The organism is Pseudomonas cavernae, assembly GCF_003595175.1.
In the GTDB taxonomy this organism is placed as follows: Bacteria; Pseudomonadota; Gammaproteobacteria; order Pseudomonadales; family Pseudomonadaceae; genus Aquipseudomonas; species Aquipseudomonas cavernae.
Genome location: NZ_CP032419.1, coordinates 1400672 through 1415691 on the forward strand (window position 1 = coordinate 1400672; position 15020 = coordinate 1415691).

Consider the following 15020-nt stretch of genomic DNA (forward strand, 5'->3'; position numbering starts at 1 on the left):
GCGCCTTTCAAGCGATTTGACCAGGTTGAGCGCCGGCAGCGGGCCGCCGGGTAACGGCGGTTGGGTTGCCCCAGTGCGCGCCGCGAACAAGCTGGAAGACTATGTTGTGCGTCTTGCGGACAGCCTAGTTGTGCGGATCATGGAAGATGCCGACTAAGCGTTGCCCGCGCAGATTTTTGCAGACCCAGTTGTATATTGGATAGCCGACTATTGAAAACAAGCTCGAGCCGAAAGCCCCGATAATCGGGAAAGCAATGAAATTAACCAGCGGCTTATCGAATCTATCCAAGGAAACCATGCCCACCCAGTCGGCGATAAAAATAATAAGCGCCCATGCAATTCCCCCGCAGAAGCCACTGAGAGCCGTCACCAACATCAACGAGAACGCATTCAATTGCACAGTGCAGTATTGGTAGGTCTTATTGATTTCTTCGGTCAATTTTTCATCCATTTTGGGTGTTGCTCCTGTCTTGTCGAGATTGTGCATGGCCTTGAGCTAGGGAGCGTGGGAATCGAATTCCAGTGCACGAGACGAGCGATTTTGGCGTTTTTTAGGTGCGGCGCCAATACAGCCGGTGAAGCGCTTATCTCTCGATTGCTGTTTCATATTTTTCGAGTTGCTCCATTATCGCGCGGTTGTTTCGATAACTGCTCTTGAGTTCCCGAAGGGCGTTATCAGAACCGGTGCAGAAGCGCGTAAGCTGAAGGGTGATGAACGCCCTTCGTTCCTGTTCCTCTGGCGACGCCCCTTCCGGCCATGGTTCTTGGCGAAAGTGTTCGCACACTTCACGACGCTCAATGAAGCCAGAGACATCGTTTGGGTAACTGTCTGCCGCAAGCGCCGGCGCCGCTAGCAGAATGCAAAGTATCACGTGCGACTGTTGGGGCATCTCTCAGCTAACGATTTTGCTTGCTTTGATGTACATGATCTTCATCAAAATCATACCGATTAAAACCAGTATTGAGGCTAAGCCTAAAATTGGATCTAACTTATCCACTGCAACAAAACCGCCGTAGAAAAGAAACAGCCCGACAACCAGGGCTAAAGTTCCAATTTGATGAGCGAGGTATTGAAAGCGAGCGATCTTGGTGGCTTCGCCGTCAAGCCAAAGTTTATGGATTAGAGCATACACAAAGCTTACGACAAAGCCCAGGAGCATGATGTGCGCATGCGTAACTAGCTGGCCATGATTTTTTGATGCGGCCATATATATCCCTAGCATTAAACCAATAGCCGCATATCCCAGGCTGGTCAGAACATATTTTCTATCCATTGCACTGCTCCTAAGTTGGGAATGCCTAAGTTTTGAATTAATTGGCGCCGTTAGACGTCCCGCTTGAACGATATGTTGGATTCCTTCAAATTTGGATAAAGGCAATACGGAAAGAGCGAAATTTCTTTTTCAGGGTTTTTGATAGAATCCAAATTGAAACATATACGCCAATAAATGCGCCTAATAGCATGTTGATTGGGACAATTTGCCGAGGGCTGATCCCTGCAAGCTGGCCGGCCAGCCCAATTATTAACCCTGCAATAAAACTAAATAGCAGGGAGAGTAGCAAGGCTCTCCAAAGCCATGCCCACCAGACTTGTGCTGCACGTCCGAATGTAACTTCAACTTCTTGCATTTTTATCTCCCGCTGGATTGCTGATAGGCTCTAACTCTTAATAGATACCAACAGCTGTATTTAAACGCAGCATTTGGCGAGCAACTGTCCCTGCCTAAAGCGCCGTTTCCGGCCCATGGCTGGAGTCCGCAGGAGTTGGCGTCAGGCCGGCAGCCTCACCGCGGGATACCCGAACGCTAGTAGTTGGCCATCACGCTGTCCAACGGCCGGATTGAGCCAGGCATGCGCCTCGTGAGATGAGGCGTCGGTCGGGGGCGAACCGCGCCTAGCCCGGATGAAATCCGCGAGGGGCCGCTGGCTTCGGCCGCGGATTGCCGCCGGGTTAGCGCGCTTGCCCTACAGGCTGGCTTTCGGCGCGGCGCTCAGCTGGACAGGGCGTCCAGGGCTGCTGCGGTGACGTAGCTTTCGCGACTGGCCAGGCGCTTCGAGTGAGAGCCCGGTCAAACGCCGCCGAAGCGCTGCAGCTGCATTTCCCGCAGGCGGCTGAGGGTGCGGCGGAACGGGAAGGCCAGGTAGCCCTGGCTGTACAGTTCGTCCAGCGGCACCTGCGCCTCCAGATACAGCGGAATCCGCCGGTCGTAGCATTCGTCGACCAGGGCGATGAAGCGCCGCACGCTGTCGTCATGCACGGACAACCCGGGCAACTGGCGATCGCCGGCGACCACCCGCAGGACCCCATCCTCGGTGCCGCGGGCGATCTTCGCCGCGCGTTGGGCACCGCTCAGACAGGGCAGCTCGCCGAGCAGGATGGCGCTGAAACGATCGCACAGGGCGAGAAGTCCAGGGCCGCCAGCGGCTGCTCACAGAGGTCGGCGTAGCGGCACCAGATCACCCGGTCGCCGTGCCGCACCACAGGCACGCTGCGGTGACCGAGGCGCACGGGCGCGCCAGAGGTCGGCCGGCCGGCCGTCAGGCGGGCGAACTGCGTGGCCAAGGCGCTCGGCTGGTCCGGCTGGGCGAGCCAGTAGCGTTGCTGCGCGGCACCGGGATGCAGGCGGTGATCCTGCCCGCCATCGACGCCGACCACCTGCATGTGGCGCTCGATGGCGGCAATCGCCGGCTGGAAGCGCTGGCGGTTGAAGCCGTCGGCATACAGCTGTTGCGGCGGCTGGTTGGAGGTGGCGACCAGCACCACGCCCTGTTCGAACATCAGCTGCAACAGGCGGCCGAGGAGCATGGCGTCGCCGATGTCGCTGACGAACAGTTCGTCGAAGCACAGCACCCGGACTTCCGCGCCCAGCTTGCGGGCCAGCGCCTGCAGGGGATCGGCGGTGCCGGTCAACTGGAACAGGCGGCGGTGCACCCACTGCATGAAGTGATGGAAGTGCTGGCGCCGGGCGGGCACGCGCAGGCCCTGGTGAAAGCGATCCATCAGCCAGGTCTTGCCGCGCCCGACCGGGCCCCAGAGATAGACCCCATGCACCGCTTGCTGGTGTCGATGCAGGGCCTGATGGCAGTCGTGCAGCGCCTGCGCGGCCTGCCATTGGGCCGCATCCGGGTGGAAACCATGCTGATCGATGGCCTGCTGATAGGCCGCCAAGGGGGATACGAGATGCATAGGGGAAGTAATTGCGCGGTGCTGGCGGAGCGCTGCTTTATAGCCTGTGACGGGGGTGTGCTGCCAGCCGGGGGATGGGTTGGGCGGAGCGATACCCGGCGTGTCCGCAGCGCTATGGGTAGCGCTTCGCTCAACCCGCCCAGGGGTGTCAGGCAACCCGCCGCAGACCGGCGACGACCTGCTCCAGCGCGACCTCGCCCTGGAAGCCACCGGTGCTGACGGCGGGCTGCCGGTGCTCGATGGCGTGGGCGAAGATCACCGCCGGGTCGGCTTCCAGCTTCTCGTAGAGGCGCTGCAGGTTGGGGTAGTCGTGGCGGTCGACGACGTCGTGGTAGGCGGTCCAGCGGGCGATACCGATGAAGTAGGCGTCGGCCAGGCTGCGCCGCTCGCCGAGCAGCCACGGCTGGTCGCCGAGCAGCGCCTCCAGGTTGGCATGGGCCTTTTCCACGCTGCCCCGGCCGTAGGCGGTGAGCGCCTGCTTCTCCGCGCCCGCGCTGCCGTGTTCGAGGGCGTGCCAGAGCGGTGAGAAGGCCGAGAAGAAGCTGGTATTGAGGTAGCCGAGCATCTGGTTCAGGCGGTCGAACTCGCGGCTGCCCTGGGCGAAACCGAGGCCCTGCTCGATGCCCAGGGCGCCGAGGTGATTGAGGATGGCGACGCTCTCGCTGATCGGCTCGCCATTCGCGCTCAGCAGCGACGGCGTTTCCGCCAGCGGGTTGATGCGCCGGTAGGCAGCGCTGGTCACGTCGCCCGGCATTTCGATGCGGCACAGGCGGTAGGGCGCGGCCAGCCATTCCAGGGCGACGATGGAGCCGAACGAGCAGCCCGAGGGCACGCCGTAGAAGAGGATCGGGGTCATGCTGTTCTCCAGCGATCGAGGTGGACCCGGTAAGTCGGGTGTGATCACTGTATGGCTGTGGACTTAGTCTGAGTGGACGGTAAAAATTGGTTTCATTGTCCACATGTGTGAACTTTGCGAGGGCCGATGCTCAATCTCAACGATCTGGTTTTCTTCGTCGCGGCGGTCGAGCATGGCGGCTTTGCCGCGGCTTCGCGGCGCCTGGGACTGCCCAAGTCGACGATCAGCAAACGCGTCGCCGCACTGGAAGAGCGCCTGGCCGCGCGGCTGATCTATCGCACCTCGCGCAGCTTCACGCTGACCGACGCCGGCCGCGATTTCTACCAGCATGCCCGCGCCGCGCTGATCGAGGCGGAGACCGCCGAAGAAGTGGTGCGCCGGCGCGTCGCCGAGCCCAGCGGCACGGTGCGGATCACCGCCGCGGTGCCGACCGCCCAGCTCTATCTGGCCGAACACCTGCCCAGGCTCGCCCAGGCGTTCCCGCGCCTGCACGTGCAGCTGGATGTCTCCGACCGCTTCGTCGACCTGGTGCAGGAGGGCTACGACATCGCCGTGCGCAGCCACTTCGCGCCGTTACCCGATTCCGGCCTGGTGCAGCGTCCGCTCACCGTCGAACCGATCATCCTGGTGGCGGCGCCCGCCTATCTGAGCCAGCACGAGCCGCTGCAGGCGCCGGAGGACCTGGCGCGGCATGCCGGCCTGCTGACCGGCGCCATGGCCGGCAGCTGGCAGCTGGCCGACCCGGCGGGGCGGCAGGTGCAGGTCAGCCCGCTGCCGCGGATGAGCGCCAACGAATCGACCGTCCTGCTGAATGCGGCGCTGGCCGGCCTCGGCGTGGTCTGCCTGCCGGAGCGCATGTGCCGCGCGGCGCTGGCGGCCGGCCAGTTGGCCCGGGTGCTGCCGGACTGGCACGCCGGCCGGGTCACCACCACGCTGGTGATGCCGCAGCGGCGCGGCCAGTTGCCCGGCGTGCGCGCCACCGTGGATTTCCTGATCGAGTGTCTGGCCGGTGATGCTCAGGGCGTGCCGACACGGAGCTAGGATCTGTCCGCAGGAGCGAGCTCCGCTCGCGAAAGCCGGCGGCGACCCATCAGCCAGGTCTTGCCGCGCCCGACCGGGCCCAGTGCGACGCCCCTGGCGGCGTCTGCTGCTCCCTTCAGGCCTTGCCCGGTTGCAGCGGCAACTCGCGCAGGCGCTGGCCGGTCAGGGCGAACAGGGCATTGGCCACCGCCGGCGCGGTGGGCGGCACCGCGGTTTCGCCGATGCCGCCCATCTTGTCGGTGCTCGGCACGATATGGGTTTCCACCAGCGGCATCTCGTTCAGGCGCAGCACCTGGTAGTCGTGGAAGTTCGACTGCTGCACGCGTCCGTCCTTGAACGTCAGCTGGCTGTGCAGCGCCGCGCCGAGGGCGAAGGCGACGCCCGACTCCATCTGCGCGGCGATGCCGGCGGGATTGACCGCGACGCCGCAATCCACCGCACAGACCACCCGATGCACGCGGATCGCGCCGTTCTCCAGCGACACCTCGGCGACCTGGGCGACGTAGCTGCCGAACGAGGCGTGCACCGCCACCCCGCGGGCGCGGCCCTTGGGCAGCGGCGTGCCCCAGCCGGCTTTCTCGGCCGCCAGATTGAGCACGCCGAGGTGGCGCGGCTCGTTCTTCAGCAGCAGGCGGCGGTATTCCAGCGGGTCCTTGCCGGCAGCCTGCGCCAGTTCGTCGACCAGCGACTCCATGGCGAAAGCGCTGTGGCTGTGGCCCACCGAGCGCCACCACAGCACCGGAATGCCGGTGCTCGGCGAGTGCAGGCTGACGTGATGGTTGGCGGTCGCCTTGACGTAGGGCGAATCGGCGGCGCCCTCGACCGAGGTGTGGTCGATGCCCTCGTGCACCAGCATCGCCTCGAGCGGCGTGCCGGCCGCCAGCGACTGGCCGACTATCACCTGTTGCCAGGCGCTGGGCAGGCCGTCGGCGCCCAGGCCGATACGCGCCCGATGGAGGAAGGCCGAGCGGTAGTAGCCGCCGCGCACGTCGTCCTCGCGGGACCACACGGTCTTCACCGGCGCCTTCGCGGCCTTGGCCACCTGCACGGCTTCGGCGACGAAGTCTGAGGTCGGGGTGGCGCGCCGGCCGAAGCCGCCGCCGAGGAACAGGGTGTGGATCTGCACCTGCTCGGGCTTGAGCCCGGTGATCTGCGCGCTGATCTGCTGGTCGATGGTCTGGAACTGGGTGCCGGTCCAGATCTCGCACTGGTCGGCGCTGAGCTTGACCGTGCAATTGAGCGGCTCCATCGGCGCATGGGCGAGGTAGGGCACGGCGTAGTCGGCCTCGAGGGTCTTCGCCGCCTTGCCCAGGGCGCCCTGGGCGTCACCGGCCTGCGCTGCGGTCTTGCCGGGTGTGGCGGCGAGCTGCTGGAACTGCTCGCGCAACTGCGTGCTGTCCAGCCCGGCGTGCGGGCCGAGGTCCCAGTCGATCTGCAGCGCATCGCGGCCGAGTTTGGCCGCCCAGTAGTGGTCGGCGACCACCGCCACGCCACTGGGCACCTGCAGCACCTGGCGCACGCCGGGCACCGCCTTGGCCGCCGTGGCGTCGAAGGATTTGACCGTGGCGCCGAACACCGGGGCTCTGGCGACTGTCGCCGTCAGCAGCCCGTCGAACTGCACGTCCATGCCGAACTGCGCGCGGCCGTCGATCTTCTCCGGGGTGTCGAGGCGCTTGGTCGGCTGGCCGATGATCCGCCATTCCTGCGGCGTCTTGAGCTTCAGCGCGGCCGGGTCCGGCGCCGGCAGTTTGCCGGCTTCGTCGGCCAGTTCGCCGTAGCGCAGCCGCCGCTCACCGACCAAGACGACGCCGTTGTCGGTGCGTACGTCCGCCAGCGTCACGCCATGGCGCTGCGCCGCGGCCTGCATCAGCATGACGCGGGCGGTGGCGCCGGCCTGGCGGTAGCGATCGAACTCCGACCAGATGCTGGTCGAGCCGCCGGTGCCCTGCAGCCCGCCGAACACCGGACTGCCATACACGGCGGCGGCGGGCGCGTGCTCGACTCTGATCTTCGACCAGTCGGCATCCAGTTCCTCGGCGATCAACATCGCCAGCCCGGTCCAGATGCCCTGGCCCATCTCGGAGTGGGCCAGCAGCACGGTGACGCTGTCGTCACTGCCGATGCGCAGGAAGGCGTTGGGGACAAAGGCCGCGCTTGGCGCGCTCTGGGCCAGGGCGAAGCGCTGGCCGCCGGGGATGGCGAAGGCGATCACCAGGCCGCCGCCGAGGATGGCGCTGTGCTTGAGGAAACGACGCCGGGAAGCATCGGTCAGGCCGCTCATGACAAACCTCCAAGTCCGCGGGGATGGCAGTGCGCAGGCGGGGGCGTTAACCCAGTTCGGCCGCGCGCTTGACCGCCGCGCGGATGCGCGGATAGGTGCCGCAGCGGCAGATGTTGCCCGCCAGTGCCTGGTCGATATCGGCGTCGCTGGGGGCGGGGATCTTCGCCAGCAAGGCCGCCGCCGCCATGATCTGCCCGGACTGGCAGTAGCCGCACTGGACCACATCGAGCTCGGCCCAGGCGCGTTGCACCGGGTGCGAGCCGTCGGGCGACAGCCCCTCGATGGTGGTGATGGCCTTGCCCGCCACCGCCGCCACCGGGGTGATGCACGAGCGCAGCGGCGCACCATCGACATGCACGGTGCAGGCCCCGCACTGGGCGATGCCGCAGCCGAACTTGGTGCCGGTCAAGTGCGCCACATCGCGCAGCACCCACAGCAGCGGCATGTCGGCGGGCACGTCGAACTGCTGCTGTTTGGCATTGATGGTGAGCGTCACCATGGTCATCTCCTCATGCCGTCATCAGGAATCACGGACGTCGCTGCTGCCGAGCGGTAGCGGGCATGTCTAGGCGTGCATTTGTTCAGCTAAGCGCAGTTTTCGGCGCGATTCAGTTCCCGCGACCATCGGTCATAGGTGCTGGCTTGCGCGGATGGGCGGGTGAAAGCTGGGAGGCGAGGGGATAGATCAGTGGCCAGGGTGCGAAATTGCCTGCACCTGACCAGCGTGTTTGTGAGTCGCGTGACAGGCACTTCTGCACCGTCTTGCCTTGTTAGAGCCTGTCTCGGATCTGCTGCGCGTCGGCGATACTGCGTTAAAAACAGCCTCGGAATGCTCATTTACAGCTCGTAAACTCCGCTTCCTCGGCTGTTTCTGCCTTGTCTCGCTCTAGCTCGCGAGATCCGAGACAAGCTCTTAAGGTAGGCAGGGATCCGTAAAAATGAGAATTAAAAATAGTTAGTAATATCATACGGTTATAAGTCGGCGATCCAGGCCGGCCCCTGTGCGCGGCGGTCATCTGCCGTCGTGGAGCTTGGCGTTGCCCGCGGGCGACCTAGAAGGAAGGGCTGGAGAAGCTGGCGCTGGCCGCCAGCAGTTGACCCTGGTCGACATCGAAGGACAACTGGAAGGACGCGAGCACCGGCATTGCCGTCTTGATCGCGCTGACGTTCACCGGGGTGATGGGGAAGGTCAGCTCCACCAGGTCGGTGGAGCGCAGCGCCCGAACCACCCGGTTCTCGCCATGGGCGAAGTAGCGGGTGCGGCTCTGCAACCCGACACCGATCACGGCAATTAAGTCGATGAGCAGGACGACCCCCGGCTCCCCGCCCAGGTCGGGATCGCTGAAGGTGGTGCTGTTGATGCGTGCCCTCCCCTTGAGGGCGATGTCCTCGGTTTCCCCGGCCAGGGTGCCGGCGATGGGGACTATGAGCTGGGCTGCCCGGCGTGAGAACAGGGGAACGGCAGCCGCGCCGCTCGAAACCAGGCTGGCCAGGAGGCCGACGAAGGCCAGGAGGGCCGGCAGGATTCTCCTTTGAGCGATGTTCATTGTGACCTCCTCGACTCCTTGCGGAGTTCCTGGGTGCCTTGGGCGTCGTGGGCGGGCGAGGGCGGCTGTGGCTGCGAATCCGCCTGCCCCTCGGGGTTTTGCCGGGCCGCGTCCTGGTTTTCGAGATAGCGGATCAGCACCTCCACATCGTCATCGCCCAGGCGCAGGTTGGGCATTTGCACCTGGTTGTATTTGGCGAAGAGTTCCAGGGCGATCGGGTCCTTCTGCGCCAGCAACTCATCCGGCGCCTTGATGAAGCGCCTGAGCCAGTCCCTGCTGCGGCGGTGGGTGACGCCTTGCAGGTCCGGCCCCAGCGCTTCCCCCTGGCCGATGGAGTGGCAGGCGGCGCAGGCGCTGCGGAACAGGTAGCGGCCTGCCTCCAGGTTTTCGATCGGCTTGACGGCGGTATAGCTCTGAGCCGTGGCTTCACGCTGCTTCTGCCAGCCGAGGAGGAAGGAGCTGAGCTTCATGGCCAGGAAACGCGGGTTGTCCAGGGTGGATTGGCGCATCCACTGGCCGGTCGGTTCGTTGCCGGCCATCAGGCTGGAGAGGTGGCCGTCCGGGTCTTTGGCATCGGAGCGGGACCACAGGCCCAGCTTCTTCTGCACCAGGGCGATGTCTTCTCGCTTGCCGGTCAGGAACAGCCAGCCGGGGCCGACATGGAACTTCGCCGCGTAGGCCTTGAGCACGGCTGGCGTATCGCGCTCGGGATCGATGCTGATGGAGTAGAAGAAGATGTCCTTGCCCATCTGCTCGCCCAGCAGCCGTTGCACCCGGGCCAGGTTGGCGGTACTGAGGGGGCAGGTGTCCTGGCAGTGGGTGTAGATCATGTTGACCACCACCGACTTGCCCTTGAGCAGGTCGCTATAGAAGCGGACCTCCTTGCCGTCCTGGGTGACCAGGGGGACATCGGGGAAGTAGTCCGCCCCCCAGCGTTCCGCACCGATGCCCGGGGCGCCCGGCAGCATGACCCCGCCCAGTGCCCAGACTGCCAGCCTGCATGCCCACATGACTCCACGCATGGTGCTCGCTCCCCTCTGTAGCCCACGTCAGCGCAGCGCCGTCGGCAGGATGTCGCTCGGGTCCACGAAGGTCACGCCCTGGGGTGTCGGGATCGGGGTCGGCAGCGGCCTCAGGAAGGCGCCGCCCAGGTCGTCGATTTCCCAGCGCAACAGCATGGCGTTGTCTTCGTGGGTGGTGTTGTGGCAGTGCTCCATGAACATCCCGCCAAAATCCCGGAACTGCATGGTGATGGTGACGCTGCCACCCGGGTGCAGCCGGTAGACATCCTTGCGGCCACGTTCCCACGCCGGGACGTTGCTCAGCTTGCCGTCGCGGGCGAGGATCTGGCCCTCCTCGAAGTGGATGTGAATCGGATGGTCCCAACCGCCGCCGCCGTTCTTCAGGGTCCAGATCTCGCGGGTGCCGAAGCGCGGCGCCGCCGAGACGCGGCCGAAGTCCGCGGCGAGCATGTCGCCGCCACTGGTCTTGATGCCCCAGGGGCCGAAGAACGACGTGATGGGGTCGCTGGTGTTCTGGTTGGCCCCGCGCCCGAACTCGAAGGTGCGCTTCGCCGCCACCGGGATCTTCGACAGGTCCGGGTTCGGACAGAGGACCGCGGGTACCCGGCTCAGGTCCGGCGTGGCGGGGTCGCGAACGATGCGGAACTCCAGGAAGCGGCCGACGCAGGGGTCGTCCGACTTGCCGGAAAGCGCATCGCGCAGCGAGAGGTCTTCCTTCGGCCGCCTGCCGTTCTCGTGTTCGGTGAGGTTAACCAGCCAGACCCTGTTTCCAATTTTGTAGCGGGAGAAGTCGATGACGATGTCGAAGCGTTCGGCGATGCCCATCACGTCGAGCGCGGTGACCACCACCGGGCTCGGCAGCAGGTTGCCGTCGTTGGCGATGATGATCATCGGCGACGCATCGCTCAGGGAGAGCTTGAAGAAGCGCGCGACGGCCGCGTTGAGGATGCGGAAACGGTACTTGCGCCGCTCCACCTCGAAGTAGGGCTTGTAGACCAGGTTCACCGTCATCACGTCGCCGAGGAAGCCGTCGAAGTCGAAGATATCCATCGCCAGCTGGCCGTCCCCGTCCCAGGCCTTGTCCGCGAGCATCAGGTTCACGTCGTAGTCGAGGTTGCCATAGGACTTGTCCCGGCCACTGGGCAACCGCAGGTTCACCCCGTCCTCGATCTCCTCGTTGCCACGGTCGAGGCTGCTGTAGAGGTTGAACATCCCGGCGTTGCCCTTGTACACGTTCTGCGCGGTGAAGCTGAACATGTGGTCGTGGAACCAGTGGGTGCTCATGGTCTCGCGATAGTCGCCGGCCAAATTGTCGATGCCGCCGGCGTCGTTGGGGCTGCCGCAGCGCGGGTCGTTCTCGCCCTGGTTGATGCTGAAGTAGCCGCCGTGGCAGATCGGGTAGTGGTAGTCGTAGAACTGGCCGGGGAAGAAGAACGCCCCGGTGAAGCCATCGTTTTCCGCGCCGTGGTGGCCGTTGTGCTCGTGGGTGGAGAGGGTGTGGAGGCCAAAGCCGCCATTCTGGGCCGGGTCGTCCGGCAGGCGGTTGTGATGACGGAAGAGGATGGACTCGTGGTAACGGCCGATCAGCAGCTTGGGCGGCAGGGTGCCGTTGAAGGTCCAGAGCGCCAGCGACCCCTGGTCGGGCAGGCCAGGGTGGAAGCGAGGCTTGATCACCGCTGGATCGATGCCGGAATTGAGGCTCGACGGCACCCCGGGGTCGTAGTAGTTGTTGGTCTTGGCGCCTTCCTGGGTGACCTCCACCACCACTTTGGGGAAGAAGTCCTGCCACTGCTGGTGGGCCCAGATCGGCCCCGGCGGGCGGCCCTCGACCGGACCGTAGCCGCTGCCCAGCACCGCCGGCACGGGTTGCAGCTCGGTGTTCGCCTGCTCAGTCGGGTCGGGGCCGGGCACGCCGGGGTAGGCCGGGATCGGGTTCATCACGCCCTTGCCGGGGGTATAGGCCTTGCGCGGCAGCACATCGAAGCGCGGCATGGGTTGGGTGAAGGCCTGGACGCCGAACAGCGGGCTGGGTGGCAGCCCAGTCGGGATATTGAATTCATCGGCGTAGGCGCTGCTGGTGAAGGGGCTCAGGCCGTGGACCGGGACCAGCAGTCCGCCGGACGTGGCCAGGCCCCACTTGATGAAGTCGCGGCGTGTGACTTCGCCCTTGGCCAGGGCCCTCGTCAATTCCGCGAAATTCCGTCGTGCAATCTCCGCTTCCCTGAGTCGTGCCTTGGACACATCCCGTGGAAGGTACATTTGTCCCTCCTCGCTATCGCCCTCCCCCCACTACCAAATTCCACCCTGCCCTGGAGGCTGGAGGAATAGATTCCGGCCGGTTAATGCTCCGGAAGCATGGTAGTACGGCGCATTTGTACTAACTTTCGCGAGCCACGCACTTGACCATGGCCACGTTGATGCTCAGCCACGCCCAAGGGCTAAACAGCGACGGAAGAAAGCTCCAGCGCCTGTACCCTCGCCACTCAATATGTAACAGTTTGTTAAGCTGCATTCTTGGTGTCAATCAGCCATCTGCGCCGTTACTAGTATTCTTCCGACTATTGATTAGCGTTTTTCCTACTAAGCCCGAAGAATGCTGGCCGGAGGACGTTTCTATGCAGCCTGAACTCTGAATCGCCCCGCCAATTGATAGGGCTGGGCGCTTCACCCAGTTGTTGACTGAAGAGTTTCCCTGCTGAGTCCTCCGCGTTTGCGCTGGGGTATGACGCCAGATTGCCATTATGGGTAGACTGAAAATCCCTATGGCCGATCAACGCCAGGCGGCTTCTTCAGTCCTGGCGAAGCAGAGTCCAGATGCAGACCCTGTGTTCTCTCAGGGCGCCGGAGAGCGCCAACGACGAGCGATTCGATAGCCTGGCCCGCCTGGCCAGGCGACACTTTGGCGTCATGGCCGCGCTGGTGACTACAGGTGCCGAGGACCGGCAACGGGTCAGGACGTGCGACGGTCTGACCTTCAGCAATACGGCGCGGATTGGCCGCTTTGGCGACCCTTGGGGTTGCGCCGACGCGGTTCTTGTTGTGCCCGATGCCCATTGCGACGAGCGCTTCCGCGATCACGACCTGGTGGTGTCCGCTCCCCATGTGCGCTTTTATGCCGGCTACCCATTGCTGGCCCTGGGTGGCGGCGTGCTCGGCATGTTGTGCCTGCTGCACGACCAGCCCCGTGAGCTGGACGCGGCACAGCAGGCCGTGCTTAAGGAGCTTGCCCAGCTGGCGGCCAACATGCTGGCGCGGGAAGAGGCGGACGCCAATCTGCAGTGGGAGTTGGACGCGTTACGGCAGAGCGAAAGGCGCATGGCGCTGGCCATCGCCGGAAGCGGCACCGGTATCTGGGACCGCAACGTGGCAACCGGCGAGATTCACTACTCCACCGGCTGGAAAGCGATGCTGGGGTATGCCGATAACGAAGTCGGCAATCACATCGAGGAGAGCTACACGCGCGTCCATCCGGCGGACCTGGAATATGTGAAGGCGACCATTCAGGCTCACTTCGAGCAGAGAACTGAGGCGTACGAGGTGGAGCATCGCCTGCGTTGCCGGAACGGCAGCTACAAGTGGGTCTGCAGCCGTGGCAAGGTGGTCGAGCGCGATGGTGCCGGCCAGCCACTGCGCATGATCGGTACGACCACCGACATCACCGCCATGCGCGTCATGTCGGAACAGGTGCAGCAGACCGCCGAGCTGATGACCAACCTGACCAACGAGATTCCAGGCATGGTCTTTCAGTACCGGCGCCTGCCGGACGGCAGGTCGTTCTTTACCTACGCCAGCGCCGGGAGTCGGGATATCTACGGGCTCACACCGGAACAACTGGCGGGGAGCGCGGAGGCACTGCAGGCGATCATCCACCCGGACGACCTGCCGCTGTACCTGGCTTCCCTCGATGCGTCCGCGAGCGGCCTGACGCCCTGGCACCTGGAATACCGGGTGCAGTTGCCGGCGCGGGGGACCTCCTGGCGCCAGGGCGATGCGTGTCCCAGGCGGTTGGAGGACGGCAGCGTGCTTTGGCACGGCTTCATTACCGATGTCACCGAGCGCAAGCAGATCGAAGCCGAGTTGCAGGTGTTCGCCACCACGGACTTCCTGACCCAGCTGTCCAACCGTCGGCACTTCATGCAGCAGCTCGAAGCCGAGCTGGCCCGGGTGCAGCGCTCTGCCGGCCACTGCGCGACCATCCTGATGTTCGACCTGGACCACTTCAAGGCGATCAATGACCGTTGGGGCCATTCTGTGGGCGACCAGGCGTTACGGCATTTCGCCGCGATCCTGTGCACGCAACTGCGTAAGACCGACGCCGCCGGACGGATGGGGGGCGAAGAGTTCGCTGTGGTGCTGAGCGATGCCGATATCGACGAAGCCATGACCTTCGCCCGGCGCATTCAGGGCGAACTCGCCGAGGCGCCCGTGCTGCATGGCGATGAGCGAATCCCCCTGGCCACCAGTGTCGGCATCGTCGCCATCAACCCCAACGATGCGAGCGCCGAGTCCGCGCTGTCGCGCAGCGACATGGCGCTGTATCGCGCCAAGCGGGGTGGCCGCAACCGAATCGAGTGCTATTGAGAGGCGCGGCTCGAAGAATCGGGGAAAATCCGTAATCGCAAAAGTGGGGTGACATCAACGTTTCTGTCTCAATGTTGCATCGGATTAATACAGAGACTTCTGGCCCGGCGGAAATAAGCCCTGGTCAGAGAGTTGGAAGTTTTCCACAACCCATAGGGTCTGTTGACGTTTCGTCGCGAACCGCGTTGCCGCGCCAAATGGCGCCAGGCTAGGCGCGGGACGCAGGGAATGGTCGTTCCCTTGCCAAGTCCCGCAACGACGCATGGCGCCATTTGCCGCACAACCCGCAGGGACGGGCCTGTTTTTGCGCGGCGCGTCGTTGCGCGACGCTCATTTGGAACGACCAAACTTCACGTCTCGCGCCTAGCCCCGCGCAAAAACAGGCTCCGTCGCGGCCGTGACGAAACGTCAACAGACCCTAGGCCAAACATCCTTTCCCCAAGACCCTGCCTTCTGAAGCTGCGCATTGGATGCTCAGTGGTGACGAGCTCAAGTGCGAGCCTTA

The 15020-nt window shown here is 64.3% G+C and carries 11 protein-coding genes and 1 pseudogene; 2 read left to right on the top strand and 10 right to left on the bottom strand.

Annotation, left to right across the window (positions count from 1 at the left end):
- Positions 1-124: 124 nt before the first annotated feature.
- From D3880_RS06465 to D3880_RS06480, 5 genes and pseudogenes are all read right to left on the bottom strand, one after another.
- Complete coding sequence (locus tag D3880_RS06465) at positions 125-487, bottom strand: hypothetical protein (protein ID WP_162934946.1); 363 nt, start codon at positions 485-487, stop codon at positions 125-127.
- Positions 488-893: 406 nt separating this feature from the next.
- Positions 894-1274 carry a TonB-dependent receptor gene (locus D3880_RS06470; RefSeq protein WP_119892669.1) on the bottom strand — a complete coding sequence of 127 codons (381 nt, stop codon included), beginning with the start codon at positions 1272-1274 and terminating at the stop codon, positions 894-896.
- A gap of 85 nt (positions 1275-1359) precedes the next feature.
- On the bottom strand, positions 1360-1629 hold the full coding sequence (locus tag D3880_RS22660) for a hypothetical protein (RefSeq protein WP_162934947.1): 270 nt from the start codon (positions 1627-1629) through the stop codon (positions 1360-1362).
- Between the two features lie 440 nt (positions 1630-2069).
- A pseudogene (gene zapE, locus D3880_RS06475) lies at positions 2070-3187 on the bottom strand (cell division protein ZapE).
- Positions 3188-3335: 148 nt separating this feature from the next.
- Positions 3336-4043, bottom strand: a complete 708-nt coding sequence (locus tag D3880_RS06480) for a glutathione S-transferase family protein (RefSeq protein ID WP_119892670.1) — start codon at positions 4041-4043, stop codon at positions 3336-3338.
- Positions 4044-4169: 126 nt separating this feature from the next.
- Here D3880_RS06480 and D3880_RS06485 point away from each other — a divergent pair, with 126 nt between their 5' ends.
- The gene (locus D3880_RS06485) at positions 4170-5084 is read left to right on the top strand and encodes a LysR substrate-binding domain-containing protein (protein ID WP_119892671.1); all 915 of its coding nucleotides are present in this window, start codon (positions 4170-4172) and stop codon (positions 5082-5084) included.
- A gap of 115 nt (positions 5085-5199) precedes the next feature.
- On the opposite strand, the gene D3880_RS06490 is transcribed toward D3880_RS06485, so the two are convergent.
- The 5 genes from D3880_RS06490 to D3880_RS06510 form a co-directional block, all read right to left on the bottom strand.
- Positions 5200-7365 carry a xanthine dehydrogenase family protein molybdopterin-binding subunit gene (locus tag D3880_RS06490; protein ID WP_119892672.1) on the bottom strand — a complete coding sequence of 722 codons (2166 nt, stop codon included), beginning with the start codon at positions 7363-7365 and terminating at the stop codon, positions 5200-5202.
- A gap of 46 nt (positions 7366-7411) precedes the next feature.
- Positions 7412-7864, bottom strand: coding sequence for a (2Fe-2S)-binding protein (locus D3880_RS06495; protein ID WP_119892673.1), 453 nt, complete (start codon positions 7862-7864; stop codon positions 7412-7414).
- Positions 7865-8417: 553 nt separating this feature from the next.
- Positions 8418-8912, bottom strand: coding sequence for a hypothetical protein (locus D3880_RS06500; protein WP_119892674.1), 495 nt, complete (start codon positions 8910-8912; stop codon positions 8418-8420).
- Positions 8909-9934 (bottom strand): SCO family protein, encoded by a 1026-nt coding sequence (locus tag D3880_RS06505; RefSeq protein ID WP_238474414.1) that lies wholly within the window; start codon positions 9932-9934, stop codon positions 8909-8911. The genes D3880_RS06500 and D3880_RS06505 overlap by 4 nt, the downstream gene beginning before the upstream one ends.
- A 27-nt stretch (positions 9935-9961) precedes the next feature.
- A complete protein-coding gene (locus tag D3880_RS06510) occupies positions 9962-12121 on the bottom strand; it encodes a multicopper oxidase family protein (RefSeq protein WP_162934948.1) in 2160 nt (719 codons plus the stop codon).
- Between the two features lie 627 nt (positions 12122-12748).
- Between D3880_RS06510 and D3880_RS06515 the strand changes: the two genes are divergently transcribed.
- Positions 12749-14515, top strand: coding sequence for a sensor domain-containing diguanylate cyclase (locus D3880_RS06515; protein ID WP_119892677.1), 1767 nt, complete (start codon positions 12749-12751; stop codon positions 14513-14515).
- Positions 14516-15020: the final 505 nt, after the last annotated feature.

Excerpts from the sequence above, each read along its gene's own strand:
- D3880_RS06465 (WP_162934946.1), bottom strand. The coding sequence starts at position 487 with ATGCACAATCTCGACAAGACAGGAGCAACACCCAAAATGGATGAAAAA.
- D3880_RS06470 (WP_119892669.1), bottom strand. The coding sequence starts at position 1,274 with ATGGATAGAAAATATGTTCTGACCAGCCTGGGATATGCGGCTATTGGT.
- D3880_RS22660 (WP_162934947.1), bottom strand. The coding sequence starts at position 1,629 with ATGCAAGAAGTTGAAGTTACATTCGGACGTGCAGCACAAGTCTGGTGG.
- D3880_RS06480 (WP_119892670.1), bottom strand. The coding sequence starts at position 4,043 with ATGACCCCGATCCTCTTCTACGGCGTGCCCTCGGGCTGCTCGTTCGGC.
- D3880_RS06485 (WP_119892671.1), top strand. The coding sequence starts at position 4,170 with ATGCTCAATCTCAACGATCTGGTTTTCTTCGTCGCGGCGGTCGAGCAT.
- D3880_RS06490 (WP_119892672.1), bottom strand. The coding sequence starts at position 7,365 with ATGAGCGGCCTGACCGATGCTTCCCGGCGTCGTTTCCTCAAGCACAGC.
- D3880_RS06495 (WP_119892673.1), bottom strand. The coding sequence starts at position 7,864 with ATGGTGACGCTCACCATCAATGCCAAACAGCAGCAGTTCGACGTGCCC.
- D3880_RS06500 (WP_119892674.1), bottom strand. The coding sequence starts at position 8,912 with ATGAACATCGCTCAAAGGAGAATCCTGCCGGCCCTCCTGGCCTTCGTC.
- D3880_RS06505 (WP_238474414.1), bottom strand. The coding sequence starts at position 9,934 with ATGCGTGGAGTCATGTGGGCATGCAGGCTGGCAGTCTGGGCACTGGGC.
- D3880_RS06515 (WP_119892677.1), top strand. The coding sequence starts at position 12,749 with ATGCAGACCCTGTGTTCTCTCAGGGCGCCGGAGAGCGCCAACGACGAG.